The sequence below is a fragment of the Bacillus sp. NTK074B genome, from assembly GCF_017303375.1.
Taxonomy (GTDB): domain Bacteria; phylum Bacillota; class Bacilli; order Bacillales; family Bacillaceae_B; genus Rossellomorea.
The window spans coordinates 23,140-49,509 of the sequence record NZ_JAFKOH010000003.1 but is presented as its reverse complement, the minus strand read 5'-3'; the positions used below and the strand labels follow the sequence as shown (position 1 = coordinate 49,509).

At 44.0% G+C, this 26,370-nt stretch carries 27 protein-coding genes and 2 other annotated features; of the genes, 23 read left to right on the top strand and 4 right to left on the bottom strand.

What is annotated here, in order from left to right; genetic code table 11:
* Positions 1–531 precede the first annotated feature (531 nt).
* The 6 genes from JI667_RS06190 (at position 532) to dnaI (ending at position 6,018) form a co-directional block, all read left to right on the top strand.
* Positions 532–1,560, top strand: coding sequence for a glyceraldehyde-3-phosphate dehydrogenase (locus JI667_RS06190; RefSeq protein ID WP_206851216.1), 1,029 nt, complete (start codon positions 532–534; stop codon positions 1,558–1,560).
* A 624-nt stretch (positions 1,561–2,184) separates the two neighbouring features.
* Positions 2,185–2,565 carry an adenosylmethionine decarboxylase gene (gene speD / locus JI667_RS06185; protein WP_098354611.1) on the top strand — a complete coding sequence of 127 codons (381 nt, stop codon included), beginning with the start codon at positions 2,185–2,187 and terminating at the stop codon, positions 2,563–2,565.
* Positions 2,566–2,698: 133 nt separating this feature from the next.
* Complete coding sequence (locus JI667_RS06180; protein ID WP_206851215.1) at positions 2,699–3,079, top strand: cytosolic protein; 381 nt, start codon at positions 2,699–2,701, stop codon at positions 3,077–3,079.
* Positions 3,080–3,161: 82 nt separating this feature from the next.
* The gene (gene nrdR, locus JI667_RS06175) at positions 3,162–3,617 is read left to right on the top strand and encodes a transcriptional regulator NrdR (RefSeq protein ID WP_206851214.1); all 456 of its coding nucleotides are present in this window, start codon (positions 3,162–3,164) and stop codon (positions 3,615–3,617) included.
* A gap of 70 nt (positions 3,618–3,687) precedes the next feature.
* Positions 3,688–5,073, top strand: a complete 1,386-nt coding sequence (locus JI667_RS06170) for a replication initiation and membrane attachment family protein (protein ID WP_206851826.1) — start codon at positions 3,688–3,690, stop codon at positions 5,071–5,073.
* A gap of 12 nt (positions 5,074–5,085) precedes the next feature.
* Entirely contained in the window at positions 5,086–6,018 is a 933-nt protein-coding gene (gene dnaI, locus JI667_RS06165) for a primosomal protein DnaI (protein ID WP_206851213.1), read from the top strand.
* Between the two features lie 253 nt (positions 6,019–6,271).
* Here dnaI and JI667_RS06160 read toward each other — a convergent pair whose 3' ends face one another.
* Positions 6,272–6,460 (bottom strand): hypothetical protein, encoded by a 189-nt coding sequence (locus tag JI667_RS06160; RefSeq protein WP_206851212.1) that lies wholly within the window; start codon positions 6,458–6,460, stop codon positions 6,272–6,274.
* A 50-nt stretch (positions 6,461–6,510) separates the two neighbouring features.
* Here JI667_RS06160 and ytxC point away from each other — a divergent pair, with 50 nt between their 5' ends.
* The 7 genes from ytxC to JI667_RS06125 all read left to right on the top strand — a co-directional run bounded on the left by ytxC (position 6,511) and on the right by JI667_RS06125 (position 12,255).
* Positions 6,511–7,377: a sporulation protein YtxC gene (gene ytxC / locus JI667_RS06155; protein ID WP_206851211.1), complete on the top strand. Its 867-nt coding sequence runs from the start codon at positions 6,511–6,513 to the stop codon at positions 7,375–7,377.
* A 363-nt stretch (positions 7,378–7,740) separates the two neighbouring features.
* Positions 7,741–9,672 carry a threonine--tRNA ligase gene (thrS, locus tag JI667_RS06150; protein ID WP_206851210.1) on the top strand — a complete coding sequence of 644 codons (1,932 nt, stop codon included), beginning with the start codon at positions 7,741–7,743 and terminating at the stop codon, positions 9,670–9,672.
* 207 nt (positions 9,673–9,879) lie between these two features.
* Positions 9,880–10,019 (top strand) — a sequence feature (ribosomal protein L20 leader region).
* 73 nt (positions 10,020–10,092) lie between these two features.
* On the top strand, positions 10,093–10,611 hold the full coding sequence (infC, locus tag JI667_RS06145) for a translation initiation factor IF-3 (protein WP_167562127.1): 519 nt from the start codon (positions 10,093–10,095) through the stop codon (positions 10,609–10,611).
* A gap of 23 nt (positions 10,612–10,634) precedes the next feature.
* Positions 10,635–10,835, top strand: a complete 201-nt coding sequence (rpmI, locus tag JI667_RS06140) for a 50S ribosomal protein L35 (RefSeq protein WP_032087387.1) — start codon at positions 10,635–10,637, stop codon at positions 10,833–10,835.
* A 28-nt stretch (positions 10,836–10,863) separates the two neighbouring features.
* Positions 10,864–11,223 carry a 50S ribosomal protein L20 gene (rplT, locus tag JI667_RS06135; RefSeq protein WP_034757014.1) on the top strand — a complete coding sequence of 120 codons (360 nt, stop codon included), beginning with the start codon at positions 10,864–10,866 and terminating at the stop codon, positions 11,221–11,223.
* 88 nt (positions 11,224–11,311) lie between these two features.
* Complete coding sequence (locus JI667_RS06130; RefSeq protein WP_206851209.1) at positions 11,312–11,590, top strand: DUF1294 domain-containing protein; 279 nt, start codon at positions 11,312–11,314, stop codon at positions 11,588–11,590.
* Positions 11,591–11,685: 95 nt separating this feature from the next.
* Positions 11,686–12,255: a TVP38/TMEM64 family protein gene (locus JI667_RS06125; RefSeq protein ID WP_206851208.1), complete on the top strand. Its 570-nt coding sequence runs from the start codon at positions 11,686–11,688 to the stop codon at positions 12,253–12,255.
* Between the two features lie 24 nt (positions 12,256–12,279).
* Here JI667_RS06125 and JI667_RS06120 read toward each other — a convergent pair whose 3' ends face one another.
* On the bottom strand, positions 12,280–12,678 hold the full coding sequence (locus JI667_RS06120) for a sigma-w pathway protein ysdB (protein WP_206851207.1): 399 nt from the start codon (positions 12,676–12,678) through the stop codon (positions 12,280–12,282).
* Between the two features lie 146 nt (positions 12,679–12,824).
* Between JI667_RS06120 and JI667_RS06115 the strand changes: the two genes are divergently transcribed.
* The gene (locus tag JI667_RS06115; protein WP_206851206.1) at positions 12,825–13,313 is read left to right on the top strand and encodes a dUTP diphosphatase; all 489 of its coding nucleotides are present in this window, start codon (positions 12,825–12,827) and stop codon (positions 13,311–13,313) included.
* 106 nt (positions 13,314–13,419) lie between these two features.
* Complete coding sequence (locus JI667_RS06110) at positions 13,420–14,505, top strand: M42 family metallopeptidase (RefSeq protein ID WP_206851205.1); 1,086 nt, start codon at positions 13,420–13,422, stop codon at positions 14,503–14,505.
* Between the two features lie 155 nt (positions 14,506–14,660).
* On the opposite strand, the gene sspI is transcribed toward JI667_RS06110, so the two are convergent.
* Positions 14,661–14,876, bottom strand: a complete 216-nt coding sequence (gene sspI, locus JI667_RS06105) for a small acid-soluble spore protein SspI (protein WP_206851204.1) — start codon at positions 14,874–14,876, stop codon at positions 14,661–14,663.
* A 124-nt stretch (positions 14,877–15,000) separates the two neighbouring features.
* Here sspI and JI667_RS06100 point away from each other — a divergent pair, with 124 nt between their 5' ends.
* The 3 genes from JI667_RS06100 (at position 15,001) to pheT (ending at position 19,612) form a co-directional block, all read left to right on the top strand.
* Entirely contained in the window at positions 15,001–15,762 is a 762-nt protein-coding gene (locus tag JI667_RS06100; RefSeq protein ID WP_206851203.1) for a TrmH family RNA methyltransferase, read from the top strand.
* A 58-nt stretch (positions 15,763–15,820) separates the two neighbouring features.
* Positions 15,821–16,055 (top strand) — a binding site (T-box leader).
* A 76-nt stretch (positions 16,056–16,131) separates the two neighbouring features.
* Complete coding sequence (gene pheS / locus JI667_RS06095; RefSeq protein ID WP_206851202.1) at positions 16,132–17,169, top strand: phenylalanine--tRNA ligase subunit alpha; 1,038 nt, start codon at positions 16,132–16,134, stop codon at positions 17,167–17,169.
* 28 nt (positions 17,170–17,197) lie between these two features.
* A complete protein-coding gene (gene pheT, locus JI667_RS06090; RefSeq protein ID WP_206851201.1) occupies positions 17,198–19,612 on the top strand; it encodes a phenylalanine--tRNA ligase subunit beta in 2,415 nt (804 codons plus the stop codon).
* A gap of 197 nt (positions 19,613–19,809) precedes the next feature.
* On the opposite strand, the gene rnhC is transcribed toward pheT, so the two are convergent.
* Positions 19,810–20,733 carry a ribonuclease HIII gene (rnhC, locus tag JI667_RS06085; RefSeq protein WP_206851200.1) on the bottom strand — a complete coding sequence of 308 codons (924 nt, stop codon included), beginning with the start codon at positions 20,731–20,733 and terminating at the stop codon, positions 19,810–19,812.
* A 131-nt stretch (positions 20,734–20,864) separates the two neighbouring features.
* Here rnhC and zapA point away from each other — a divergent pair, with 131 nt between their 5' ends.
* From zapA to JI667_RS06060, 5 genes are all read left to right on the top strand, one after another.
* Positions 20,865–21,125 (top strand): cell division protein ZapA, encoded by a 261-nt coding sequence (zapA, locus tag JI667_RS06080; protein ID WP_206851199.1) that lies wholly within the window; start codon positions 20,865–20,867, stop codon positions 21,123–21,125.
* A gap of 7 nt (positions 21,126–21,132) precedes the next feature.
* Complete coding sequence (locus tag JI667_RS06075) at positions 21,133–21,672, top strand: CvpA family protein (protein WP_206851198.1); 540 nt, start codon at positions 21,133–21,135, stop codon at positions 21,670–21,672.
* 163 nt (positions 21,673–21,835) lie between these two features.
* Entirely contained in the window at positions 21,836–23,545 is a 1,710-nt protein-coding gene (gene polX / locus JI667_RS06070; RefSeq protein WP_206851197.1) for a DNA polymerase/3'-5' exonuclease PolX, read from the top strand.
* 20 nt (positions 23,546–23,565) lie between these two features.
* The gene (locus JI667_RS06065; RefSeq protein ID WP_206851196.1) at positions 23,566–25,920 is read left to right on the top strand and encodes an endonuclease MutS2; all 2,355 of its coding nucleotides are present in this window, start codon (positions 23,566–23,568) and stop codon (positions 25,918–25,920) included.
* 29 nt (positions 25,921–25,949) lie between these two features.
* Entirely contained in the window at positions 25,950–26,357 is a 408-nt protein-coding gene (locus tag JI667_RS06060) for a DUF350 domain-containing protein (RefSeq protein WP_098354631.1), read from the top strand.
* The last annotated feature ends 13 nt before the right edge of the window (positions 26,358–26,370 follow it).

The following is a 26,370-nucleotide window of genomic DNA, read 5'->3' as shown; positions in this document are numbered from 1 at the left end:
GTCTAATCCAAACGGCATATCTTTATTAGGATTATATGATATTTTAATTGATACGATCATGACACTCATGTCGAGTGCAGCGGAAGGCTGCTCGACTGCGGGAAAAGTGGGACAGTTCGAAAAGCGGAGACGGCTTGTTCAGACCCGACAAGCATAAGATGAATGGAACGGGAAGGCGTTGTTTGCCTTCATGGGCCATTCATCTTATGACCTCGAGGGGCTAGCCGTCGGAGCTGGACAGATGAGACCCCACAGGCGCAGCCGGGGAGGCTCACCGCCCACCCCGTGGAAAGCGAGCAACCTGGAGCGGAACTCAACCAGCACCTGCTCTGTGAGAAAATGGATGAATAGAACCCTGAAAACACGTATGTTTCCAATCCACAAAAATATACATACAATAAGCCTATTTGTCAGAATTATAAAACATTTAAAATCCGCAAAATACTTATTAACTAATTCTCCGAATATGTTATACTATTTTTAGAAAATAAACATATAAGTATAACATTAATATAGAGGGGAGCCGGATTTATGAAGGCGAAAATTGCAATCAATGGTTTTGGACGTATTGGAAGAATGGTTTTCAGAAAAGCAATATTAGAGGAAAACTTAGAGGTTGTAGCCATTAACGCAAGCTACCCAGCTGAAACGTTAGCTCATTTAATAAAGTATGACACAAATCACGGTACATTCCAGGCAGACGTCGTGACAGAAGATGATGCCCTCATCGTCAACGGAAAACGTGTCCTGTTATTAAGTAATCGTGATCCTAAAGCATTACCTTGGAACGAGTTGAATATCGATATTGTGATCGAAGCGACTGGTAAATTCAATTCAAAGGACAAAGCAAGCCTTCATCTAGAAGCTGGAGCCAAAAAAGTCATCCTGACGGCCCCTGGTAAAAATGAAGACGTAACGATTGTGATGGGCGTAAATGAAAGCGCATTAAATATAGAAGAACACAGCGTCATCTCAAACGCTTCCTGCACGACAAACTGTTTAGCTCCTGTTGCAAAAGTGCTGGATGAGCAGTTTGGAATTGAAAACGGTCTCATGACGACCGTGCATGCGTACACAAATGATCAAAAAAATATCGACAATCCACATAAAGACTTACGAAGAGCAAGAGCGTGCGGACAGTCGATCATCCCGACAACAACGGGTGCTGCAAAAGCATTATCATTGGTCCTTCCACAGCTGAACGGCAAGCTTCACGGAATGGCTTTGCGTGTACCGACTCCTAACGTTTCATTAGTGGATTTGGTCGTTGATGTGAAAAGGGACGTAACCGTGGAAGAAATCAATGATGCATTCATCACGGCATCTCTCGGTTCCCTGCATGGAGTGCTTCAATACACGACAGAACCACTCGTCTCAATCGACTTTAATACAAACCCACATTCCGCCATCATCGACGGACTGTCCACGATGGTCATGGGCAGCCGTAAAGTGAAAGTCCTTGCCTGGTACGACAATGAATGGGGCTACTCATGCCGCGTCGTAGACCTTGCTAAATTCGTCGCCAGCAAAATGAACGCCAAACAAGAAGTCAACGTTTGAAAGAACCAACATAAATCATAAAGTGACAAGTTAGAACGTGCCTTATTCAGGTGCGTTCTTTTCTTTTTCTTTACTTTATATAATAATTTGGCATTGGAAAGCTAAAGGTGATAAATCTGGATCCTAAGTCAGAAAGATTGTTTAGAAGTGTATTCATACCTGAAATCTTATTTGAATCTATCTGTCAAACCGTATAACTAATGTAGTATTTCAGAGTGGATTGAAGCGGAAGGCACTCGACTCCCTGCGGGAAATGCGGGACAGGTCAGACCCCGCAGGTGTGAGCGAGGAGGCTCACCGCCCGCCCCGCGGAAAGCGAGTGCCTGTAGCGGAAAGGAACGGTCATCGAAGATAGCGCGATCTCTCTACAAGACACTTTATTTAAAAAGGTGAAAATGATATTCATCTTATAAGGTTAAAAAACTTTATAAAAATTTATTGCAAAAGAGTTTTAAACAAAGTATACTATTTTTCGTGAACTTCTTATTAGCAAATGAATACTGATTTAGCTACTTAAAGGGTTAGGACCTCTTCGGACTAACTTTCCCCCGTGGTAGTTAAGATTTTGCCAAAGGATTCGTTCATTTTGACGAAAAAAATCATGTCAAAGGGGGAAATACGAAAATGGAAACAATGGGACGTCATGTAATCTCTGAATTATGGGGTTGCGATTTTGAAAAATTAAACGATGTAGTTGGAATTGAGAAAACATTCGTAGATGCTGCGCTTAAGTCAGGTGCAGAAGTACGTGAGGTAGCTTTTCATAAATTTGCGCCTCAAGGTGTGAGTGGAGTGGTGATTATCTCGGAATCACATTTAACGATCCACAGCTTTCCTGAACATGGTTATGCCAGTATTGATGTATATACTTGCGGTGATTTAGATCCTAATATCGCTGCTGAATATATTGCAGATGCTCTTGGTGCTGACACACGCGAAACGATTGAATTGCCGCGTGGAATGGGTCCTGTGCAAATGAAAAAGTCTCAGGCTCAAGCCCTTTAATTCATAATAACTCAGAAGAGATGCGTGTTTTATGCATCTCTTTTTTTGTGCCCGTTTTTCACCTGTACACTTTTGGGTTTTTCAATTGTGACATTTCGTGTAAAATAAGGATAACTAAAGGGAGGAACTTGATATGAGTGGAATACGAACCCTATTGAAACGATTTCAATCAGAATGTGAAACATCCGATCAACATGAAGATAAAGAGCTGAAATCCCGTTATTATAAATCCATGCATCAAGGTGCATTTCATGCAGTACTCGGATTATTTTCGTCGTCTGAGTATGAGGTGGTCTCACAGTCGAAGGACCGGGGGGAAATAACGGTCCGGAAAAGCGGGACGCCCCAATTGTTCATCGTGGCCACTGTGATTACAGTGAGGCCCCTCGAAACAGCAGTGGACTTCAAGGTCAGTGCCGATAAAGGAAAGATCTTTGGTACATACACAGTTTTAAAAGCGCAGATCAGCCATTATTATCACCAGCTTGATAGTGAATTGACGAAAGTGAAATAACGGTAAATCCTTCAGATGCTTGTGAAAGTCGCCGCTTTTTTATATGATGAAGGTAATAGTTTGTAATAACGGAGCTGATATTATGAAATGCCCGTCTTGCCAGCATAATGGTACACGAGTAGTGGACTCCCGTCCTGCTGATGAAGGACGTTCAATCAGAAGAAGAAGAGAATGTGAAGTGTGTAATTTCCGCTTTACAACGTTCGAGAAGGTTGAAGAGCTTCCCTTAATTGTGGTCAAAAAAGAAGGGGTAAGAGAAGAGTTTAGTCGAGAAAAGATTTTGAGAGGGCTGATCAAGGCCTGTGAGAAACGCCCTGTGCCCCTTGAAAGATTAGAAAAGATCTCAACAGATATTGAAAAAGACCTTCGGAACCAAGGTGCCTCTGAAGTGGAATCTGTCAAGATCGGAGAAATGGTCATGGATCATCTTGCCAAAGTAGATGAAGTGGCATATGTCCGTTTTGCATCCGTATACCGACAATTTAAAGATATTAATGTATTTATAGATGAATTAAAAGAATTGATAAAAAAAGAGTAGAAGAATGAGCTGAAGATGGTATTCTTTAGCTCTTTTCTCTTTATGTATTGAAAGGTAGAATCCAACTATGATGAAGAAGCATTGGAATGAAATACAGCCGATCGATCACTATTCGGTAGGAACTAATGGGATGCTTCAGGAATATGACCGTAAAATCATCACATTTTTGTACCAGCCTCTGATCGGTTCCGTATGCTACAGCCTCTATATGAGTTTGTGGGGGGAAGTAGAGGAAAACCGCCTATGGTCGACGGATTCCACCCATTACCATCTCATGAACGTCCTGTCCGTCAACCTTCAGGACGTCTATGAAGCCAGGATGAAGCTTGAAGGGATCGGATTGTTGAAGGTGTATGAAAAAAAGGATGATGAAGACCGGCAATTCCTTTATGAACTGCAGCCGCCCCTTTCCCCTCAGGAATTCTTTCATGATGGAATGCTGAATGTATATCTATACCGCAAGATCGGCAGGACCCATTATCTTCGTTTAAAGAAGTTCTTTACAGATGTGTCCGTCGATATGAATCAATACACCAACATTACCCGTTCGTTTCAGGATGTGTTTACGTCGGAACAGATCAACTTCCTTCATCATGATGCCAATGTGGATTCAGAAACCGGCTCTGGTGAACAATATATGAAATACGGTAAAAATGATGGACTTGCCTTGGACGAAGTCGATTTTGATTTTCAACTGCTCCTTGCCGGGTTATCCGAATCCATGGTCCCGCGGAAAGCATTTACACAGAAAGTGAAAGAAACGGTGTTGAAGCTGAGCTATCTATATGGAATCGATCCTCTTCAAATGAAGAATATCGTCTTAAGTTCACTGGATGCAGATGACGCGATCGATATTGAATTACTGCGGAAAACCGCCCGGGACTGGTACGGCATGCAAACGGGTGACCAGCTGCCGGACCTGACGGCGAGGATGGAAGCGAAGAAACCTGCCGTCCGGGATAAACCGCTCTCTCAGGAAGAGGAGCTCATTGACTATCTGGAAACGACATCCCCGAAGGATGTTCTATCGGATATATCTAATGGTGGTTCTCCTTCAAAGGCGGACCTCCAGGCTGTGGAAGAAGTGCTCATGTCCCAGAAGCTCCCGATCGGAGTCATGAACGTGCTGATTCAGTACGTGTTATTGAAGACAGACATGAAGCTGACAAAAGGATACATGGAGAAGATCGCTTCCCATTGGTCCAGGAAAAAAGTGACGTCGGCAAGTGAAGCGATGGAATTGGCGAAGAAGGAACATAAGCAATACCTCGAGTGGGCGGAAGGTAAAAAAGAAACCAAATCGAACAGGCGGAGAAAGCCGATTCGCATTGAAAAGCTTCCCGACTGGTTTAAGGAAGAGGAAACTCCTGAAGAATCCGATTCCTCTTCTGACGGATACGATTTTGAAGCAGAAAAGAAAAAACTCGAAGAAGAGCTTAAAAATTTTCGGAAGTAGGTGAACAAAACGGTGGAAAAAATCAATAACACCTTAAAAAGGTTGGCGACTTCTGGTTCGTTTCAACAACGATATGAGCAAATGAAAAAAGAGATCTTAGAAAACAATGATGTAAAAGATTTTATCCGCAGGAACGAAGGTCTTGTAACAAATGAAATGGTCAACGAAAGCCTGATGAAGCTGTATGAATACATTTCCCAAAGCAAGGAGTGCCGATATTGTCCTTCTTTGCAGGAGTGTAAGAATATGATGGAAGGATATGATCCTCACCTGGTGATCAGGGGCAATACCATCGATATCGACTATCATCGCTGTCCGCGTAAAGCCATCCATGATGAAAGAACGAGTGCCCAGCGTCTGATCAAAAGTCTTTATGTACCCAAGGATATTTTACAAGCATCGTTCCAGACCCTGGACCTTGATTCGAAAAGCCGTCTGGAAGCTGTGCGATTGGCGAAAAATTTCGTGGAGACCTATACAGAAGGAACAAAAATGAAGGGTCTTTATTTTTACGGGAAGTTTGGAGTCGGGAAATCCTATCTGTTAGGAGCCATGGCCAATGAGCTTGCCGAGAAAAAGATTGGCTCTTTGATTGTATATGTTCCGGAGTTCTTCAGGGAGATCAAGCAGTCACTCGGTGATAATTCGGTGAATGAAAAGCTTGAAATGGTGAAGTCAGCACCAATCCTTATGCTTGACGATATCGGAGCGGAAACGATGTCGAGCTGGGGAAGGGACGAGATCCTCGGTACGATCCTTCAATATCGGATGCTTGAGAACCTTCCGACTTTCTTCACTTCCAACTTCAATTTTAATGAGCTTACCCATCACCTGACCTACAGTCAGCGTGGGGAAGAGGAGAAGTTGAAGGCTGCCCGGATTATGGAGCGGATTAAGTATTTGTCCAAGCCTGTGTTGATTGACGGCAGGAATAGAAGAGAATAGATGGATGGAGAGGAAATCCCATGCGGTTTCCTTTCTTTTTTTGTGGAACTGGTTGAGGTGGCGTGTTCGTGATTTACATTTTTTGTTAAATGGCTGGATTTGTAGGATATCGGCTGGATTCTCACAGAAAACCGCTGGATTATGTTAGATTTCGGCTGGATTTTCGTGCTAAACGGCTTGTTTTACAGTGAAATCGGCTGGATTGGTTGTAACGAACGACCGGATCAACGCCAATCCAGACGAGAATGCCTCACTAAACAGACAAATCCACCACAATCCAGACGAGAATACCTCCCGAAGCCTCCGTTATTATCCCAACCAAGATCAACCACTGCATCCCCCAAAATCCCATGACTGAAACGGAAACTTTTACAACCAACACATCTTCAGCAATCTTGCCCCACGGAAAAGAAATTCCCTCATCAACTTCTAATTTAAACAAGCCTCCCATATATATAAATCAGGGAATTGGGTTTAAGGAGGCGAGAAAGTTTGATTGAATTTATTTTCAAGCAAAAAAACGATGCGATAAAGCTTCAGGGATACCTCAATAAAGAATTCATCCAATCATGGTTCCATGAAACGCTCTTTCAACATAAAACGCACTATAATCTGACGATAGACGTTTCCCCCTTCTTTAATGAAAGAGAAAAGCTGTTCAAGGGTGTCTCTAATTTCGTCATCAATGATAAATGCATGGACTGGTCCGAATCGGTCCTCAGGGAAAACTATTTCTATGAAGATGTGGATGAAATCAATCAAATATTAGAAATCGTATCAGAATTGAGATTGGGGGAACGTCCGGAATTAATGGAACTGGTCGGGGAATGGGATGAAGCCGGCTACGTCCTTGACAGCTTGGAACCATTGATGGAAGGGAAGGCCCCCATATCATTCGATTCCTTTAGTAAATTCAGGCTGAAGAAGCTTCAGGAGAGACTTCAGTTGATGGTGGATCTCGCCATAGATGAATACAAGATGGAGCAGGAGTATCAAATGTTCGTTCATATGCTGCGGGAGTATCTGGCATCAAGGGAGCAGAAGATGCGTACGATTCATTTATACTCGACGGGCTTTGGTTTTCGGTTCTTTGATGAAGACATGAAGGAAGTGGCTCGCGGGGATTTGACGAAGCTGATTGATAAGCGTCTTCTCACAAATCACCCGTTATACGTTGATTCGTTCACCATTGCGCCGTTATTATCCCTTGCCCCTGAGAAGATATATGTTTATGGGCAAAGCGACCATCAATTGATCAGGACCCTTCAAAATATTTTTGAAGAGCGGGTCGACCTTTTGCCTGCGAGTTATTTTCCCGACACTCTCCTTTATCCTTCATGGGATATTGCAAATGAATAGGCTTGCTTTTCAAACCATAACCGATTATAATACCTACATAATAAGTCAATAAATAAAGGTTATGATGAGGACAACAATATTTCGATTCCATTCACAGAGAGGGAAGTCACCTGGCTGCAAGCTTCCTAATTCGGTAGTGATATTTACCACCTCGGAACTTCAATTATGAACTGAATCATAAAGGATTCACAGTAATGATTGACGGCTAAATGTCGTTATTCGTTTTCAATGAAGTCATTGTCTTTAATTAAGACAGTGAGAAGTTGGGTGGAACCACGAGTTTACTTATTAACCTCGTCCCTTCAAACGTGAAGGGGCGGGGTTTTTTATGTTTTATAACGATACTTTAAGGAGTGAAATCACATGTCAGAAGTAGTGAAAATGCAATTCCCTGATGGAAATGTCAAGGAGTTTCCTAAGGGGACAACAACTGAAGAAATTGCTGCGTCCATCAGTCCAGGACTGAAGAAGAAGGCGCTGGCTGGTAAAATAAATGGCGAAATGATCGACCTGCGCACAGGGATTCAGGAAGATGGAGCGATTGAAATTGTTACACCTCCTTCATCGGATGCCCTTGAAGTCCTTCGTCACAGTACGGCCCATTTAATGGCGCAGGCCATCAAACGTTTATATCCTGAAACCAAGCTTGGAATCGGTCCGGTTATTGAAGGCGGATTCTACTACGATATCGATTCAGAGCACACGTTCACTCCGGAAGACCTGCCGTTGATCGAGAAGGAAATGAAGAAGATCACGGGTGAAAACCTGGAAGTGGTACGGAAAGAAGTCAGCCGCGACGAAGCGCAGAAAGTGTACGAAGAAATCGGGGATGAGTATAAGCTTGAACTGCTTGAAGCCATTCCTGAAGGAGAGCAGGTTTCCATTTATGAGCAGGGTGAATTCTTCGACCTATGCCGTGGAGTCCATATCCCGTCTACTAATAAAGTCAAAGAATTCAAGCTGTTAAGCATTGCCGGTGCTTACTGGCGTGGAAACAGCGATAATAAAATGCTTCAACGTATTTACGGTACGGCGTTCTTCAAGAAAGAAGACCTTGAGGAGCATCTTCGCCTTCTTGAAGAAGCGAAAGAGCGTGATCACCGTAAGATCGGGAAAGAATTGAACCTATTCATGAACTCACAAAAAGTGGGACAAGGGCTTCCGATGTGGCTGCCAAAAGGTGCAACGATCCGTCGTATCATCGAGCGTTACATCGTGGATAAAGAAGAGCGTCTGGGCTATGACCACGTCTACACTCCAATCATGGGTAGCGTTGAGTTGTACAAAACAAGCGGTCACTGGGATCACTATCAGGAAAACATGTTCCCGGTCATGGAAATGGACAATGAAGATCTTGTTCTTCGCCCGATGAACTGCCCGCACCATATGATGATTTACAAAAACGGCATCCACAGCTACCGTGAGCTCCCGATCCGTATCGCAGAGCTTGGAACGATGCACCGTTACGAATTGTCTGGAGCCCTTTCCGGCCTGCAGCGTGTACGTGGGATGACTCTGAATGATGCCCATATCTTTGTACGTCCCGATCAGATCAAGGAAGAGTTCAAGCGTGTTGTACGCCTTGTTCAGGAAGTATACAAAGACTTTGATCTGAATGACTATTCATTCCGTCTTTCTTACCGTGACCCTGAGGATACAGAGAAGTACTTTGATGACGATGAGATGTGGAACCGTGCACAAGGCATGATCAAAGAAGCGATGGATGAACTGGACGTCGAGTACTTTGAAGCAGAAGGGGAAGCGGCATTCTACGGCCCTAAACTGGACGTTCAGGTGAAGACGGCACTGGGGAAAGAAGAAACATTATCCACAGTTCAATTGGACTTCTTACTTCCAGAGCGCTTTGACTTAACATACGTTGGGGAAGACGGGAAACAGCATCGCCCGGTTGTCATCCACCGTGGGGTTGTTTCTACAATGGAACGCTTTGTGGCATTCCTGATCGAGGAATACAAAGGAGCATTCCCGACATGGCTCGCTCCTACGCAGGTTCAGGTGATCCCGGTTTCTCCGGATGTCCACTTCGACTACGCGAAAGAAGTGAAAGAAAAGCTTCAGGCTGAGGGCCTTCGTGTGGAGATCGATGACCGTAATGAAAAAATCGGCTACAAGATCCGTGAGTCACAGATGAGTAAAGTCCCTTACATGCTGGTTGTTGGAGACAATGAAATCAAGGAAACGGCCGTCAACGTCCGTAAATACGGAGAACAGAAATCAGAAACGATCTCCCTTGACGAATTCATCGCCCACATCACAAAAGAAGCAAACCGATAAAAGCGGAAGAGGGACGGACCTCCAAATGGTCATTAAGGTTTACAATAATCTTTCCGTTGGAGGTCCGTCCCTCCTCCAATAAATTTCAAAAAAACTGTTGCACTCTCCTTAGATGTCTGATATTATGAAATACGTTGTGATATTAAATGATTATTTGACAGCGGTATTGTCATGTGATATAGTATCTAAGGTGAATTGAATACAGTTTGGTACAAGCAGAAGCTACCCGCTTCTCACCTGAATAACGCGTTAAAGCTGTTTACAGGTATGTGATTGACTATTAAAGCTATGGATATATGCTTAATAATCAGGTGCGGGTGTTTCGACACTCGCATCTTTTTTTGTGTGTTGCACTCAAGAAGAGAAGCGAGTACGTCAACCAAAGCCGTGTATTCTTTTAATAAACCTTGGAGGTGGCTAATTATTAGCAAAGACATGATCTTAAACGAAACGATTCGTGCCCGTGAAGTACGTCTTATCGATCAAAACGGTGAGCAACTTGGAATCAAATCCAAGAATGAAGCTCTTGAAATTGCTGAACGTGTAAACCTTGATCTTGTTCTTGTTGCTCCAAATGCAAAACCACCCGTTGCTCGTATCATGGACTACGGTAAGTTTAAATTTGAACAACAGAAGAAAGAAAAAGAAGCACGTAAGAATCAGAAGATCATCAATCTTAAAGAGGTGCGTTTAAGCCCGACGATTGATGAACATGATTTCAACACAAAGCTTCGTAACGCTCGTAAGTTCCTTGAAAAAGGAGACAAAGTAAAAGCGTCAATCCGATTTAAAGGTCGTGCGATTACGCACAAAGAAATTGGTCAACGTGTTCTGGATCGCTTCAGTGATGAGTGTAAAGATGTAGCAACCGTTGAATCAAAACCGAAAATGGATGGTCGCAGTATGTTCCTGGTGCTTGCACCAGTCAACGAAAAATAAAGGACCCGAGGAGGAAAAGCATCATGCCAAAAATGAAAACTCACCGCGGCTCAGCTAAGCGTTTCAAGAAAACAGGTTCTGGTAAACTTAAACGTTCACACGCTTACACAAGCCACTTATTCGCAAACAAATCTACTAAAGCAAAGCGTAAGCTACGTAAAGCGGCTGTTGTCTCTAAAGGAGATTTCAAACGCATTCGTCATATGCTTGACAACCTAAAATAAGAAGTAATAGAAACAGGAGGGAATTATTATGCCACGCGTAAAAGGCGGAACAGTAACACGCAGACGTCGTAAAAAAGTTCTTAAATTAGCCAAAGGTTATTTCGGTTCAAAACATACTTTATATAAAGTAGCAAATCAACAAGTCATGAAATCATACATGTATGCTTATCGTGATCGTCGCCAAAAGAAACGTGACTTCCGTAAACTATGGATCACACGTATCAATGCGGCTGCACGTATGAACGGTCTTTCTTACAGCCGTTTAATGCACGGATTGAAACTTGCTGGTATCGAAGTAAACCGCAAAATGCTTGCTGAGCTTGCGATTTCTGACGAAAAAGCATTCAACCAATTAGCTGACGCTGCTAAAGCTCAACTAAACAAATAATACCTGCTGACGAAAACAGCAGACCAAAAGGACTGGCCACTGGCCGGTCCTTTCTTCGATCATTCACAGTGGAAAGCAGGTAAAAATCATGGATGGATTATCATGGATTTTATATCTATATGCCATTATCATCAACATCATCGGGTTTACGGTAATGGGAAGGGATAAAAGAAAAGCACAGCGGCACGAATACCGTATCAGTGAACGGGTATTGTGGCAGGTTGCCATTTTAGGGGGGAGCGTCGGGGCTTACATAGGCATGAAGGTGTACCGTCATAAAACCAAGCACAAGCAGTTTGCCATCGGCTTTCCGCTACTCGTGATGCTCCATTGCGTGCTGTTCATCTGGTTGAATGCGAACCTCTGAAACCAAAGTTTTCATTCTTTAACCCGTCTATTCTACATACTATATAGAGAGTGTGTAGAAACAGCTTAGAAAAGCAGAAGGAGGTCGCGTTCGCCATGGACGAACGGTTGGTTGCTGCATTCGCCCTGATGGAAGCAAGCGGGTATATGGCTCCTGTTCTGTTTATCTTGTTCCACGTCCTGAGGCAGTTTTTGTTCATTCCCGTCGCCCTTGTCTGCATGGCAGGAGGGGTTCTGTTCGGAAGCCTCTTCGGCACTCTGTATTCATTGATCGGATTAACGCTCTTATCTGTGTCTTTTTATTTTATCATTAAAGGTTTCAAATCGTTTTACGAAAAGCTTCTACGTCTGAAGGAAAAGTGGTTCGGCCGTAACGCGACCCTTACTACAGGGCAAATTGCTGTTCTCAGGCTGATTCCATTTGTCCATTATCAGCTCTTAAATCTATGTCTGCTCGAACGGAAGAAGGAGCTCAAGCCCTTCATCCGTGCCTCCGTCCTTTCAAACATTCCCCTGGCGTTCTTTTACACGGTATTTGGCCAATACATCAAACAATTTTCCCCACCCATTCTCGTCATGATCTTCCTTGCACTCATCGTCCTATTTTACCTATTAAGAGAAAAAGTGCGCGTCATTCAATGGAGAGAGTTTTTTCCCGGTAAATAAAAAATCAAAAAACGACCAGCTGAGCTAGTCGTTTTTTTGTTGGGCGTTTTGAAGGAATTCGTGGATCGGACTTTTCCAGTCCAGTTTGGCATTGGGGTATCGTTCTTTGATTTCGTTCTGCAAGTATTCGAAGTCCTCCCTGGTGAGGCCTTTAAGGGAAGAGACATTTTTCGTCCATACAAAAATCGATACCACGTCGAAGGACTGGTCAGTAGCCCCCAGATATTTTTCCCCTTCGAATCGTGCACCTTTATAGGTTATGTGAAAATTCTTACGGACATTTTCCTGATCATCGAGAAAATAAAAACGTTTCTGCTCTTGGGCAAGCTCGAGTTTTCGCTTTGGGTTCATAATGTATTTCACACTGCTGTATAAAAGATAGATAATAAGGAGAAAAATCACTAACCGAATTAACCAAAGCATAACCATTACCTCCATAGGCATATTTCTTCCACTATTATGTACGATTAAAACAGAAAAAGGTTTCATATTATTTAAAATTTGTTTGAAAATTTGTCATACTAAGAGAGAGTGATATAAATACAGACATCATAAGGGGGAGAATGACAATGAATATTGAGAAGTTATTGGACATGCAGAAGAAACTTGATCAGCATATCGAAAAAGAACATGGTTTAGAAAAGGAAGACCTGGTCGACAAGAAGATCCTTGCTTTACTTGTAGAGGTAGGGGAACTGGCGAATGAAACAAGAAGCTTTAAGTTCTGGAGTACGAAACCTTCTTCCGAAAAGGAAGTGATCCTGGAGGAATTCGTGGACGGTGTACACTTCATTCTTTCACTCGGGATTGAAATCGGCATCCGGCAATTTGATTTAGGGGAGACGAATTATACGAACGATGATGTGACCAAGCAATTCATGGATGTCTTTAAATACGCCAATCATTTTGCCGAAGAACGTTCGGTTGAACATTTCCAGGAATTATTCAGACACTATGTGTACCTCGGGGAACTACTCGGATTTTCCCATGAAGAGGTGTTTGATGCTTATGTGAAAAAAAATGAAGTGAATTATAACCGTCAACAAGAAGGATATTAAGAGAAAGCTTCATCTCTATGAATAGTGAAGAAGATTCAGCAAATTTTGATGAATCACACATGTTTTAGTATAATTGAAAAGTATAATCATTTAGGGGGTCGAAATAATGGCGAAATTAGACGAAACTTTGACAATGCTCAAGGATTTAACCGATGCCAAAGGGGTACCGGGTAATGAACGAGAAGTACGTGACGTCATGAAGAAATACATAGAGCCGTTTGCAGATGAAGTGACAACAGATAATCTTGGAAGCCTGATCGCTAAGAAAGTCGGCGATGAGAATGGTCCCAAAATCATGGTGGCTGGCCATCTTGATGAAGTAGGGTTTATGATCACACAGATCGACAGCAAAGGATTCCTTCGCTTTCAAACCGTAGGAGGCTGGTGGTCTCAAGTTATGCTCGCCCAGCGTGTGACGATTGTGACCAGCACTGGGGAGGTGACAGGTGTGATCGGTTCCAAACCACCCCATATCCTGCCTCCGGAAGCGCGGAAAAAACCGGTTGATATCAAAGATATGTTCATTGATATCGGTGCGTCAAGCCGTGAAGAAGTACAGGAATGGGGAGTGAAGCCGGGAGATATGGTCGTCCCTCATTTCGAATTCACGGTGATGAACAATGAGAAGATGCTCCTTGCGAAAGCATGGGATAATCGGATCGGATGTGCGATTGCCATCGATGTATTAAGAAATCTGAAAGATGAGAAGCATCCTAACATCGTCTATGGTGTCGGTACCGTACAGGAAGAAGTCGGTCTTCGTGGAGCGAGGACGGCGGCAGCGAAGATCCAGCCTGACATCGGATTTGGTGTGGATGTCGGAATCGCCGGCGACACACCTGGTGTTTCTGATAAGGAAGCGTCAAGTAAGATGGGGGAAGGTCCACAGATCATCCTTTACGATGCGTCCATGGTTTCCCACAAAGGTCTTCGCGACTTTGTTACGGATACAGCGGATGAGCACAACATCCCGTACCAGTTCGATGCCATTGCAGGGGGTGGGACGGATTCTGGAGCAATTCATTTAACAGCCAACGGAGTCCCTGCTTTATCCATTACGATTGCAACACGCTACATTCATTCCCATGCAGCCATGTTGCATCGTGATGATTATGAAAACACAGTGAAATTGATTACAGAAGTGATCAAGAAGCTCGATAAAGAGACAGTGGCAAACATTACGTTTGATTGATTTTATTGAGAGGCCCTTATAAAGGGTCTCTTTTTACGTGCATTTAAAAGGTCGTTTCATCCGATAAGGTCGTGTCGTCGGAAAAAGTCTTTTTCATGATGTGAACCCGGAAGGCATAAAACAAGGGCAACCCCTATTCAGGATTGCCCTTGTTTCTAATGCATTTGCTGCAATGATTCCTCTAATGTTTCAAGGACCATTTTTTGTTCCTGCGGATCTGCGTTTTGCCAGAAGACTTCAAGCAGTACACCGAGGCCTGGAAGGGTTTTTTCTTCTCCTCCCTGGATGGCGTCGACGATGGTGTCTCTCAGTTCGTCCTGGTTATTACCAGATACGTTGTGTATGATCGCTTTACGTAAATTAAGATTCATCACACATTTCTCCTTTTTTCTAGGATAAGGAACTCATTGTTATCTTGTCTCAAATTGAATTTATTATGTAGGAAAGTTAAGGTATAATGAGACGTTGAATAGGAATTTAAAGGAGCGGATACGATTGAAGTATATTCAATCCTCAAAAAACCCTGTAGTTAAACAGTGGAAGAAATTATTGACCAAAAAAGAACGGGATCTCACCCGTACATATATCATTGAAGGCTTTCATCTTGTGGAGGAAGCGTTAAAACAGGAAGATACAGTCTTAGAGATCATCCTTGTAGAAGGAGTCGACATCCCTCAGAAGTGGAACGTGGACTCTGTTTCCATCTCGATGGTGTCCGATGAAATCGGGAAAGTCCTGTCTGATACGGAAACCTCACAAGGGATCTTTGCCATCTGTAAGCAAAAAGAGGGTGAGCATATCATCGACCAGGCAGCAACGCTGATGCTCCTCGATGGCCTGCAGGACCCAGGTAACATCGGAACCATCATCCGTACAGCCGATGCAGCCGGGATTGGTATGGTTGTGTTAGGAAAAGGGACGGTGGATCCTTATAATCCTAAAGTACTGCGCTCCGCACAGGGAAGCCATTTTCATATTCCCATAGTCAGGAAAGACCTACACGAAGTCATTCCACTGTTGAAGGAACGGGACATTCCTGTATACGGGACAGCCCTTGAGAATGGCGTAGAATACACTACGGTCAAGCCGCACTCTTCTTATGCCCTCATCATGGGGAACGAGGGAAATGGAATGTCGAATGACCTTTTAACAGAGACCGACCAAAACCTCTACATCCCCATTTACGGTAAAAGCGAATCATTAAATGTAGCGATTGCAGCAGGTGTTTTGCTGTACTATTTCAAAAATGGGCAGTGATTTCCGTGAAAAGGTTTGAAATCTGCCGGGAAATTCACTATAATAATGCACATATAACTTAAAAACGTTGAAAGAGGAAAGTAGCACATGACCTTCTTTAAGGGAGAGGATGCCCTCAGACTGCAAGCATCCTTAAGAAAACATGATGTGAATATTTCACCTCTCGAGTTGGCATCGGGACCATGATACATGTAAAGATGCTCCGGCATAAGCCGTTATCCGAATGAAGTGAGTATATCCATCTGTGGATATGCTTATAAGGGTGGTACCGCGATCTAAACCTCGTCCCTTTTTGGGATGGGGTTTTTTTATTTGTTTAAAATCGGGAATGCGCCCCTTCGGACGATATACATTAAAGGAGGAAGAACAATGGAGGACAAATTACGATCCCTTCAACAAGAAGCCATCGAAAAGGTAAATGAAGCTCAAGACCTGAAAGAATTGAATAACATCCGTGTTGCCTATTTAGGGAAAAAAGGACCCGTAACAGAAGCATTAAAAGGAATGGGTAAACTGTCAGCGGAAGAGCGTCCTAAAATGGGGGCACTTGCCAATGAAGTACGTGGTGCGATTACGGAAACGATTGAAGCGAAGCAGGCCATACTCGAAAAAGAAGCGGTTGAAAAGAAGCTTCAGTCCGAAACGATTGATGTCACATTACCAGGTCGCCCTGTGAAAAAAGGGAATCACCATCCCCTTACGATGATTGTGGAAGAGATCGAAGACCTGTTCATCGGCATGGGTTACACGGTTGCTGAAGGACCTGAAGTTGAAAAAGATTATTACAACTTTGAAGCCCTGAACCTTCCGAAAGGACATCCGGCCCGCGACATGCAGGATTCTTTCTATATAACGGAAGAAACACTGTTGCGTACCCATACTTCACCAGTTCAGGCAAGAACGATGGAACTCGCCAAAGGAAAAGGCCCGATCAAGATTATCTGTCCAGGTAAAGTGTACCGTCGCGATACGGATGATGCGACACACTCACATCAATTTACTCAAATCGAAGGTCTTGTCATTGATGAGGACATCCGCATGAGTGATCTAAAAGGAACGTTGAATGTGTTTGCCAAGAAAATGTTTGGTGAAGACCGTGAAATCCGCTTACGCCCAAGCTTCTTCCCATTCACAGAGCCTTCTGTCGAGATGGATATCTCATGTAAGATTTGCGGTGGAAAAGGCTGTCGTGTATGTAAAGGAACAGGATGGATTGAAATACTCGGCGCAGGGATGGTTCATCCGAATGTTCTTGAAAAGGCAGGATTCGATTCAAAGAAATACACTGGATTCGCATTCGGTATGGGACCGGAGCGTATTGCCATGCTGAAATACGGAATCGATGATATCCGTCATTTCTACACAAATGATACGCGTTTTGTCACACAGTTCGGAACACAAGAGTAATCGAAAATCGGGTAGGAGGTACTAACACATGTTTGTTTCATATAAATGGTTGGAAAATTATGTAGACTTATCAGGCACAACACCTGAAGAGCTGGCAGAGAAAATTACAAGAAGCGGGATCGAAGTCGAAGGGGTCGAACGGATCGGGGAAGAAATCAAAAACGTGGTCGTCGGCCATGTCCTGCAGTGTGAACCACATCCCGATGCGGATAAGTTAAATAAATGCCTGGTGGATGTAGGGGAAGAAGAACCCGTCCAAATCATCTGTGGGGCACCGAACGTAGCACAGGGTCAGAAAGTGGCTGTGGCAAAAGTGGGAGCGGTCCTTCCTGGCAATTTCAAAATCAAGAAAGCAAAGCTTCGCGGTGAAGCATCCCACGGGATGATCTGTTCCCTGCAAGAGCTTGGGGTAGAAGGTAAACTTGTACCGAAAGAACATGCAGAAGGAATTTATGTATTCAGTGATGATGCAGAAGTCGGCCGTAGTGCGGTTGAATTATTGAACCTGGATGATGCAATCCTCGAACTTGGCTTGACGCCAAATCGCTCAGACTGCCTAAGTATGCTTGGTGTCGCGTATGAAGTGGCAGCCATTTTGGATCGTGATGTAAAGCTTCCTGTAACAAATCTATCTGAAACTAGTGAAAAAGCATCGGATTATGTAACGGTTAAGGTAGAAGCCAAAGAAGATAATCCTTTATATGGTGCCAAGATCATCAAAAATGTCAAAATCGGACCATCTCCACTTTGGATGCAAAATGCACTGATTTCAGCGGGAATCCGTCCTCATAATAATGTAGTCGATATTACGAACTACGTGCTGTTGGAATATGGCCAACCGCTCCATGCTTTTGACTATGACCGCTTTGGTTCAAAAGAAATCCTGGTCCGTCGTGCAAAAGATGGTGAAACCTTCGTCACACTGGATGATGCGGAAAGAACCTTATCAAGCAGCCAGCTTGTTATCACCAATGGGACGGAACCTGTTGCCCTTGCCGGAGTGATGGGTGGAGCGAATTCAGAAGTCCAGAACGATACGACCACTGTTCTTCTTGAAGCAGCTTACTTCACTGGAGCCATCGTAAGGGGTGCCTCAAAAGACCACGGGCTCAGAAGCGAAGCGAGTACCCGCTATGAAAAGGGAGTAGACCCCAACCGTGTCCTGAAAGCAGGGGAAAGAGCGGCTCAATTAATGGCTGAATATGCCGGTGGGGAAGTCCTTGAAGGCACTGTCTTGGTGAACGAAATGGATGTAGAACCTGTCAAAGTTGAGATCACACTTGGAAAAATCAATTCTTCACTCGGAACAGATATCACAGTAGAGACAGTGGAAGATATCTTCCGCAGACTTCAATTTGGTATTGAAGTGAACGGAGAAACATTTGCCGTGACAGCTCCTACAAGAAAAGGAGATATCACCATCCCTGAAGATTTACTTGAAGAGGTGGCACGCCTTTATGGCTATGATCATCTTCCTCTTACTCTTCCAGAAGGAGAAGGAACGCCTGGGGGTCTGACACTGCATCAGCTGAAGCGCCGCACGGTCCGTCGTTATCTTGAAGGGGCTGGATTGTTGCAGGCCATCACGTATTCATTGACAAATGATAAAAAAGCAACCCAGTACGCATTGGACATGAGAGAACCTGTCCGTCTATTAATGCCGATGAGTGAAGAGCGCAGCAACCTTCGCTTAAGCATCATTCCGCAGCTTCTGGAAGTGGTATCATATAACAAAGCCCGTCAAAACGATTCTCTTGCCTTCTATGAAGTCGGATCGGTTTTCTTGAATGAATCAGGGGAAGAGCTTCCAAAGGAACAGGAGCATATCGCAGGAGCTCTTACAGGGCTTTGGCATCACCATGCTTGGCAGGGAGAGAAGAAGCCTGTTGACTTTTACGTGGCCAAAGGGATCCTTGAAGGAATGTTCGAAGAAATCGGTGTATCCGAAGCCATCACTTACCGCCAGGCGACTGTAGAGGGAATGCACCCGGGCCGTACGGCTGAAATTCTTTTGGATAACGAAGTGATCGGTTTTGTCGGAGCAGTTCATCCGGAAGTGGAAAAAGAATTGGATCTGAACGAAACGTACGTGTTCGAACTGAAAGCATCACCTGTGTTCCATTATGAAAAGCCGGCCCTAAGCTATACGCCGATCCCTCGTCATCCATCGATCACACGGGATATCGCACTTGTTGTGAATGTGGATGTAAAAGCAGGGGAACTGCAATCCATTATTAAAGAGGCTGGAGGGAAACTTCTGAAAGAAGTGGCCGTCTTCGATCTTTATGAAGGGGAGCGTATGGAAGAGGGCAAGAAATCACTTGCATTCTCCTTGAAATACTTCGATCCGGCGAAAACCTTGACGGATGAGGAAATAGTCAAGGTACACGATAAGGTACTTGCAACCGTGAGAGAAAAAGCAGGAGCCGAATTAAGAGGGTAATTCAATTCCTGGAAAGAGATGTCAGACTGAGTCTGGCATCTTTTTTTGGTTTGTTCGGGGATTATGGAATTGGAGTATTTGGGAGCATTCATGAGGTAAAATAAGGCTGAAATTCAGCAGCTGAATATTTTCCACTATTCAACAGCTGAACAAAACCATATAAATAGCCGCATCGCTTTACCCGATGCGGCTCTTCCTTATTTCCTTGCTAACTTCATTGCCTTCTCGCTATTCGCAAAATGCCATTTGGTCATCGATTTTAATTCCTCGATCCCTTTTCCCTTGATGATCTTGGCAGCGGCGACATCCACATGTTTCCCCGCGCCTTTTGGGATTTCAACGCCAGCTTTTGCACTCAGCTTGTCCATTTCTTTCAGGAATGCATAGCGTGCGATGATCGATGCTGCTGCAACGGCAAGATGGATGCTTTCTCCCTTGGTGCTGAAGTATACCCGGTCTTTTTGAATTTTCTGTTGAGCTGACACGTGCTTGAAGTATGTATTTTTTTCAACAAATTGATCGATTAATATCCCCTCGGGTTGTTCCGGCGCCATTTTTTCCAATAGATTCAGGATGGCTTTGTTGTGAAGGAGAGCTTTCATCTTTCCCTGTGTCATCCCTTTTGCCTGCATATCATTGTATTTTGGATTGTGCAGGATGAGGAGGGAATAAGGAATGGTGGAAATGAGATCCCTGGCAATACTGATGATTTGGGGATCCGATAGATTTTTGGAATCCTTCACCCCGAGTTCTTTCATGAGGGGGATATGCTCTTTCTTCACATAAGCACTGACGACAGTGATCGGTCCGAAGAAGTCTCCTGTCCCGACCTCGTCTGAACCGATGACAGACCAATCGGCAAAGTTCTCAGGCAGATTCGTCGCTCCCTTGGTCGGGGACTTCACCTTCTGCGTCACGGTATTTCCCCAATGACTCGCTTCACCTTCTCCGTTTGCTCCCTGAAACAGCACTTTACCGGATTTATAAGCGGTTACCGTACAGCCTGATGGCTTTGCTACAAATACGGCACCGGGTGGCAGCTTTTCGACCAACACCTTTTGATAATGATCTTTCATTTTCTCGATTGTTCCTTTGGTTGTTTGTATGACGGTATTGGCCATGTTTCTCTCTCCTTATGACAAAAATCTTGAATTTAATAAAAATGTGAGCTATTATGACAAATTCCTTCCATAATCAAAAAGTTTCGTGGTATGATTATGTGTAGGATTCTAATGAATGGGGGGCTTTCAGGTTGTCTGATGAACAAAAAAATCGTACCACTGTAGACATATATGGACAACAATATACGATTGTTGGGACTGAATCCACAAGTCAAATCCGATTCGTTTGTTCGAAAGTTGATGACAAAATGAGAGAGATCAACTCCATGAATCCATCTCTCGACACAAGCAGATTGGCGGTTTTGACAGCGGTGAATGCCGTAAACGATTATCTCAAACTTCAAGAACGGGTTGAAGAGCTTGAACGGGAAATTAAACGGTTAAAGGATTGAAATAAAGATGTTGGACTTAGCTTTGTTAGTCATCCTGGTGATAGGGTTTTTAATAGGATTAAAACGTGGATTCATCCTTCAGGCCATCCACATATTCGGTTTTATCGTTTCTTTCATTGTAGCATACATATATTATGATCAGCTTGCTCCGAAGTTGACTTTATGGATTCCTTATCCTGTACTGGACGAGCAATCCACACTGAATATGATATTTGAATCGACCCATTTGGATCAAGCATACTACCGAGTAATTGCGTTTGCGCTGATTTTCTTCGCAACACGCATCATACTGCAAATCATTGGATCAATGCTCGACTTCGTAGCACATCTTCCACTATTAAAGCAGTTGAATGTTCTTGGCGGGGGGATACTGGGCTTTATTGAAGCATACTTAATGATTTTCATTCTATTATATATTGCTGTATTATTGCCGATTGAGTCGGTTCAATCACTCATCAATCACTCGTTCATAGCACAAGGGATGGTGAAACATACTCCTGTTTTCTCTGATATGGTGAAATCATGGTGGATTGAATACGTAGCCTGATATAGGGCTGACTATAAGTATGCAACTCACATTCGTAAGGGTCCCCTTAACGGATTTGTTCATCTTATAAGTCAGTCTTTTTTCTTTTTATAGCAATTTTGCTACTATAATAGGTGGAGCGTAAAGACCTTATTCATTAATTCTAAGATAGAGGGTGAATCTCTTGAATAAAAAAGATATTATAAAATTATTAGAACAAATTGCAATATATATGGAATTAAAAGGCGAAAATTCGTTTAAAACATCTGCCTACCGAAAAGCCGCTGCGGCCCTTGAGAATGATGACCGCAGCTTACAGGAAATCAGTGATTTCACTAAGCTCCCAGGCATCGGAAAAGGGACGGCCGGTGTTATTGAAGAGTACATAAAAGAAGGGACCTCTTCTGTTCTTGAAGATTTGAAAGAGGAGGTTCCCAAAGGATTGATCCCTCTTTTGCAGTTACCAGGGCTTGGGGGGAAGAAAATCGCCAAACTTTACAGTGAGCTTGGAGTCAAAAATATAGAAGAGTTGGAAGAGGCCTGTAAAGAGGGAAGAGTACAGGCTCTTGCAGGATTCGGGAAAAAGACGGAAGAAAAGATCTTAGCGTCGATCGAACAGGCCGGGAAAAGACCTGACCGTCTCCCAATCGGCTTTATGATGGGGATTGCACAAGAGATTGAAGGGTATCTTGCTGAAATCGACAGCATCCACACGTATTCGAGAGCCGGCAGCTTAAGAAGGATGAGGGAAACCATTAAAGACCTTGATTTCATTCTGTCGACAGAACACCCTCATAAGGTGAAAGAAGAACTACTGAAACTGCCGAATATCATTGAGACCATTGCGGCAGGGGATACGAAAGTTTCATTGACCCTCTCTTACCAATGGGATGTCAGCATCGATTTCCGAATTGTAAAACCGGAAGAATTTGCCACGACCCTCCATCATTTCACGGGATCAAAGGATCATAATGTCCGCATGCGTCAGCTGGCGAAAGAACGTGGAGAGAAAATCAGTGAGTATGGGGTAGAGAATAGTGAAACAGGTGAAATGACAACCTTTGAAACCGAGGAAGAATTTTACCATCACTTCAATCTTCCCCTGATTCCACCGGAGCTTAGAGAGGATGGAAAAGAAGTGGAAGAGTTCAGTAAGGATTATCCTCTTCTTGCGTTGGAAGATATGAAGGGAGACCTTCACATGCACTCCACTTGGTCTGATGGTGCCTATTCGATTGAGGAAATGGTAGAGGCTTGCCGTGCGAAAGGGTATCAATATATGGCCATCACCGATCATTCCCAGTATTTGCGGGTGGCCAACGGTCTTACAACAGAACGGTTATTGAAGCAGATCGAGGAAATAAACGAAATCAATCAGAAGTATGATGATATAGAAGTCCTTTCCGGTATCGAGATGGATATCCTTCCTGATGCGACCCTGGACTATGATGATGACATTCTGGAAAAGGTGGATCTGGTGATCGCCTCCATTCATTCAAGTTTTTCACAGTCTCAGGAGAAAATCATGGAGAGGCTCTCAACAGCCTTGAAGAGTGCTCATGTGGATATCATCGCTCACCCCACTGGCAGGATCATTGGCAGACGGGAAGGCTATGACGTCGATATGGATCTTCTTATTCAGCTGGCGAAAGAAACAGGTACGGCTCTTGAGCTGAATGCAAACCCGAACCGCCTGGATCTTTCTGCTGAAAATATCCGAAAAGCACAGGAGCAGGGTGTGAAGCTCGTTATTAACACAGATGCCCACAGTATCGACCACCTCGAATTTATGGAGGTTGGTGTGGGGACGGCCCGTAAAGGTTGGATCAAGAAAGATACGGTCATCAATACTTGGGATAAAGAGGAGTTCATACAATTTATTAAGCGAAACTGAAAAAAGGTGGAATACATTCCGTGAATTCTAAAGTACTAAAGACATTAGAGTTTGATAAAATTAAAGAATTATTAAAGCAATTCGCAGCGTCTGCACTCGGTCACGCAAGGGTATCTTCCCTCATGCCGTCAGTGGAATATGAAGAGATCACAGCTCTTCATGAAGAGACGGATGAAGCCATGACCATTCTCAGGTTAAAAGGTCACGCACCACTTGGCGGGATCTTTGATATACGTCCTCACGTGAAGCGGGCTCAAATAGGCGGGATGCTTTCACCAGCTGAATTTGTCCAGGTGGCGAGTACGATACGGGCAAGCAGGAAGCTGACACTGTTTGTAGAAGAACTCCTTGAGGAAGAAGTAGAGATTCCACTTTTACAGGAGAAAATGGGGACGGTCATCCCGCTTCCTCAACTGGAGCAGGAAATACGAAAAGTGGTGGATGATAACGGTGATATCCTTGATTCAGCAAGTGAAACTCTGCGTACGATCCGCGCACAGCTCCGCGCTAATGAAGGCCGGATCCGGGAGAAGCTGGAACGGATGATCCGTTCTTCCAACGCACAAAAAATGTTATCAGATGCCATCATCACCATCCGGAATGATCGGTACGTCATACCGGTCAAACAAGAATACAGGGGTCAATACGGGGGGATCATCCATGATCAATCCTCCTCAGGGCAGACGCTGTTCATTGAACCGGAAGCGATCGTTCAGCTGAATAATCAGCTGAGGGAGTATCGATTAAAGGAACAGACGGAAATTGAAAAAATTCTGCAGGAGCTGTCTGAGAAAGTTCAGGAATTTGGGGAAGAACTGCTCCTGATCGTCAACGTCCTGTCAGACGTGGATTTCATGTTTACGAAAGCGAAGTTCGGACGGTCCATCAAAGGGTCTAAACCAACCATCAATAACCAACGCAGGGTGAAGCTGAATAAAGCAAGGCACCCACTGCTGCCCATTGATGAAGCGGTTGCCAATGATATCGAACTCGGGAATGAGTTTTCCTCCATCGTCATCACCGGTCCGAATACCGGTGGTAAAACCGTTACGCTGAAGACACTTGGTTTAACAAACCTGATGGCACAGGCTGGTTTACCAATCCCTGCTCTGGACGGATCCGAAGTAGGCGTATTTCGTACCATCTACGCCGATATCGGGGATGAGCAATCGATTGAACAAAGCTTGAGTACCTTTTCTTCCCATATGGTCAATATCGTGGACATCCTGAAAAAGGTCGATCATGAAAGCCTCGTGCTGTTCGATGAATTAGGAGCAGGGACGGACCCTCAAGAAGGTGCGGCACTGGCGATCTCCATCCTTGATGAAGTCCATGGAACAGGGGCAAGAGTCGTAGCGACCACCCACTACCCCGAGTTGAAAGCATATGGATACAATCGGGAAGGAGTCGTAAATGCCAGTGTGGAATTTAATGTAGAAACGTTAAGTCCAACGTACAAACTTTTACTTGGGGTACCTGGAAGAAGTAATGCGTTTGATATTTCCAGGCGTCTTGGTTTGTCAGATGGGGTCATCCAACGGGCGAAGTCCCATATTGGTACAGACAGTAAAGAAGTCGAGAATATGATTGCCTCCCTCGAAGACAGCAGACGTCAGGGTGAACGGGAGCTTGAGGAAGCTCATGAGCTTTTAAGACAGGCAGAGAAGATGCATAAAGATATGCAGAAGCAAATGATGGAGTACTATGAAAAGAAAGATACCCTTTACGAAAAGGCACAGCAAAAAGCCAGTGAAGTCGTTGAAAAGGCGAAGGCGGAAGCTGAGCAGGTGATCAAGGACCTGCGGAAAATGCAGCAGGAAAAATCCGCCCAGATTAAAGAGCATGAATTGATCCAGGCAAAAAAGCAGCTTGAGGATGCCGCTCCGAAGTTGAAAACGGGACAAAAGAAGATAGCCACAGGTGCAAAACAGGAATTGAAACCTGGTGATGAAGTCAAGGTGTTGAGCTTTGATCAAAAGGGTCATTTGGTCGAAAAAGTGTCGGCAAAGGAATGGCAGGTTCAAATGGGAATTATGAAGATGAAAGTGAAGGAATCAGATCTGGAATTCATCCAGTCCCAGCAAAAGGTTGAAACGAAGCCCCTCGCTACCGTAAAGGGGAAGGATTTTCATGTCAGCCTTGAACTTGACTTGCGCGGAGAGCGTTTTGAAAATGCATTATCAAGAGTAGAGAAGTATATCGATGACGCGCTGCTTGCCGGGTATCCCCGCGTTTCCATCATCCATGGAAAAGGGACAGGTGCTTTAAGACAGGGAGTACAGGAGTATCTTAAAAATCACCGCTCGGTCAAAAACATCCGTTTTGGGGATGCAGGTGAAGGTGGAACGGGAGTAACGGTCGTTCAATTCAAGTGATTGAAAAAAGGATTAAAGGGAGCTTTTCAATGGAGAACTTTTGGGAAAATGAATTTGTTCAAACGGCGGGGAATTACAGTGTGGTCATCCTTTGCCTGGTATTGTTCTTGGCGATTTTTGAACTGGTGACCAAGTATCGGAACTGGGAAGAAATTAAAAAAGGGAATTTGGCTGTGGCGATGGCGACAGGCGGGAAGATATTCGGGATCGCCAACATTTTCAGGCACTCGATCAGCCACAATGATACCATTCTTACCACGATAGGATGGGGTGTTTTCGGCTTCATTTTATTGTTGATCGGATATTTCATTTATGAATTTCTGACACCCAAATTCAGGATCGATGAAGAAATTGAAAATGATAACCGGGCGGTAGGCTTCATTTCGCTGGTCATCTCAGTCGGATTATCCTATGTTATAGGAGCCGGTATATCGTAAGGAGAGGGAATAT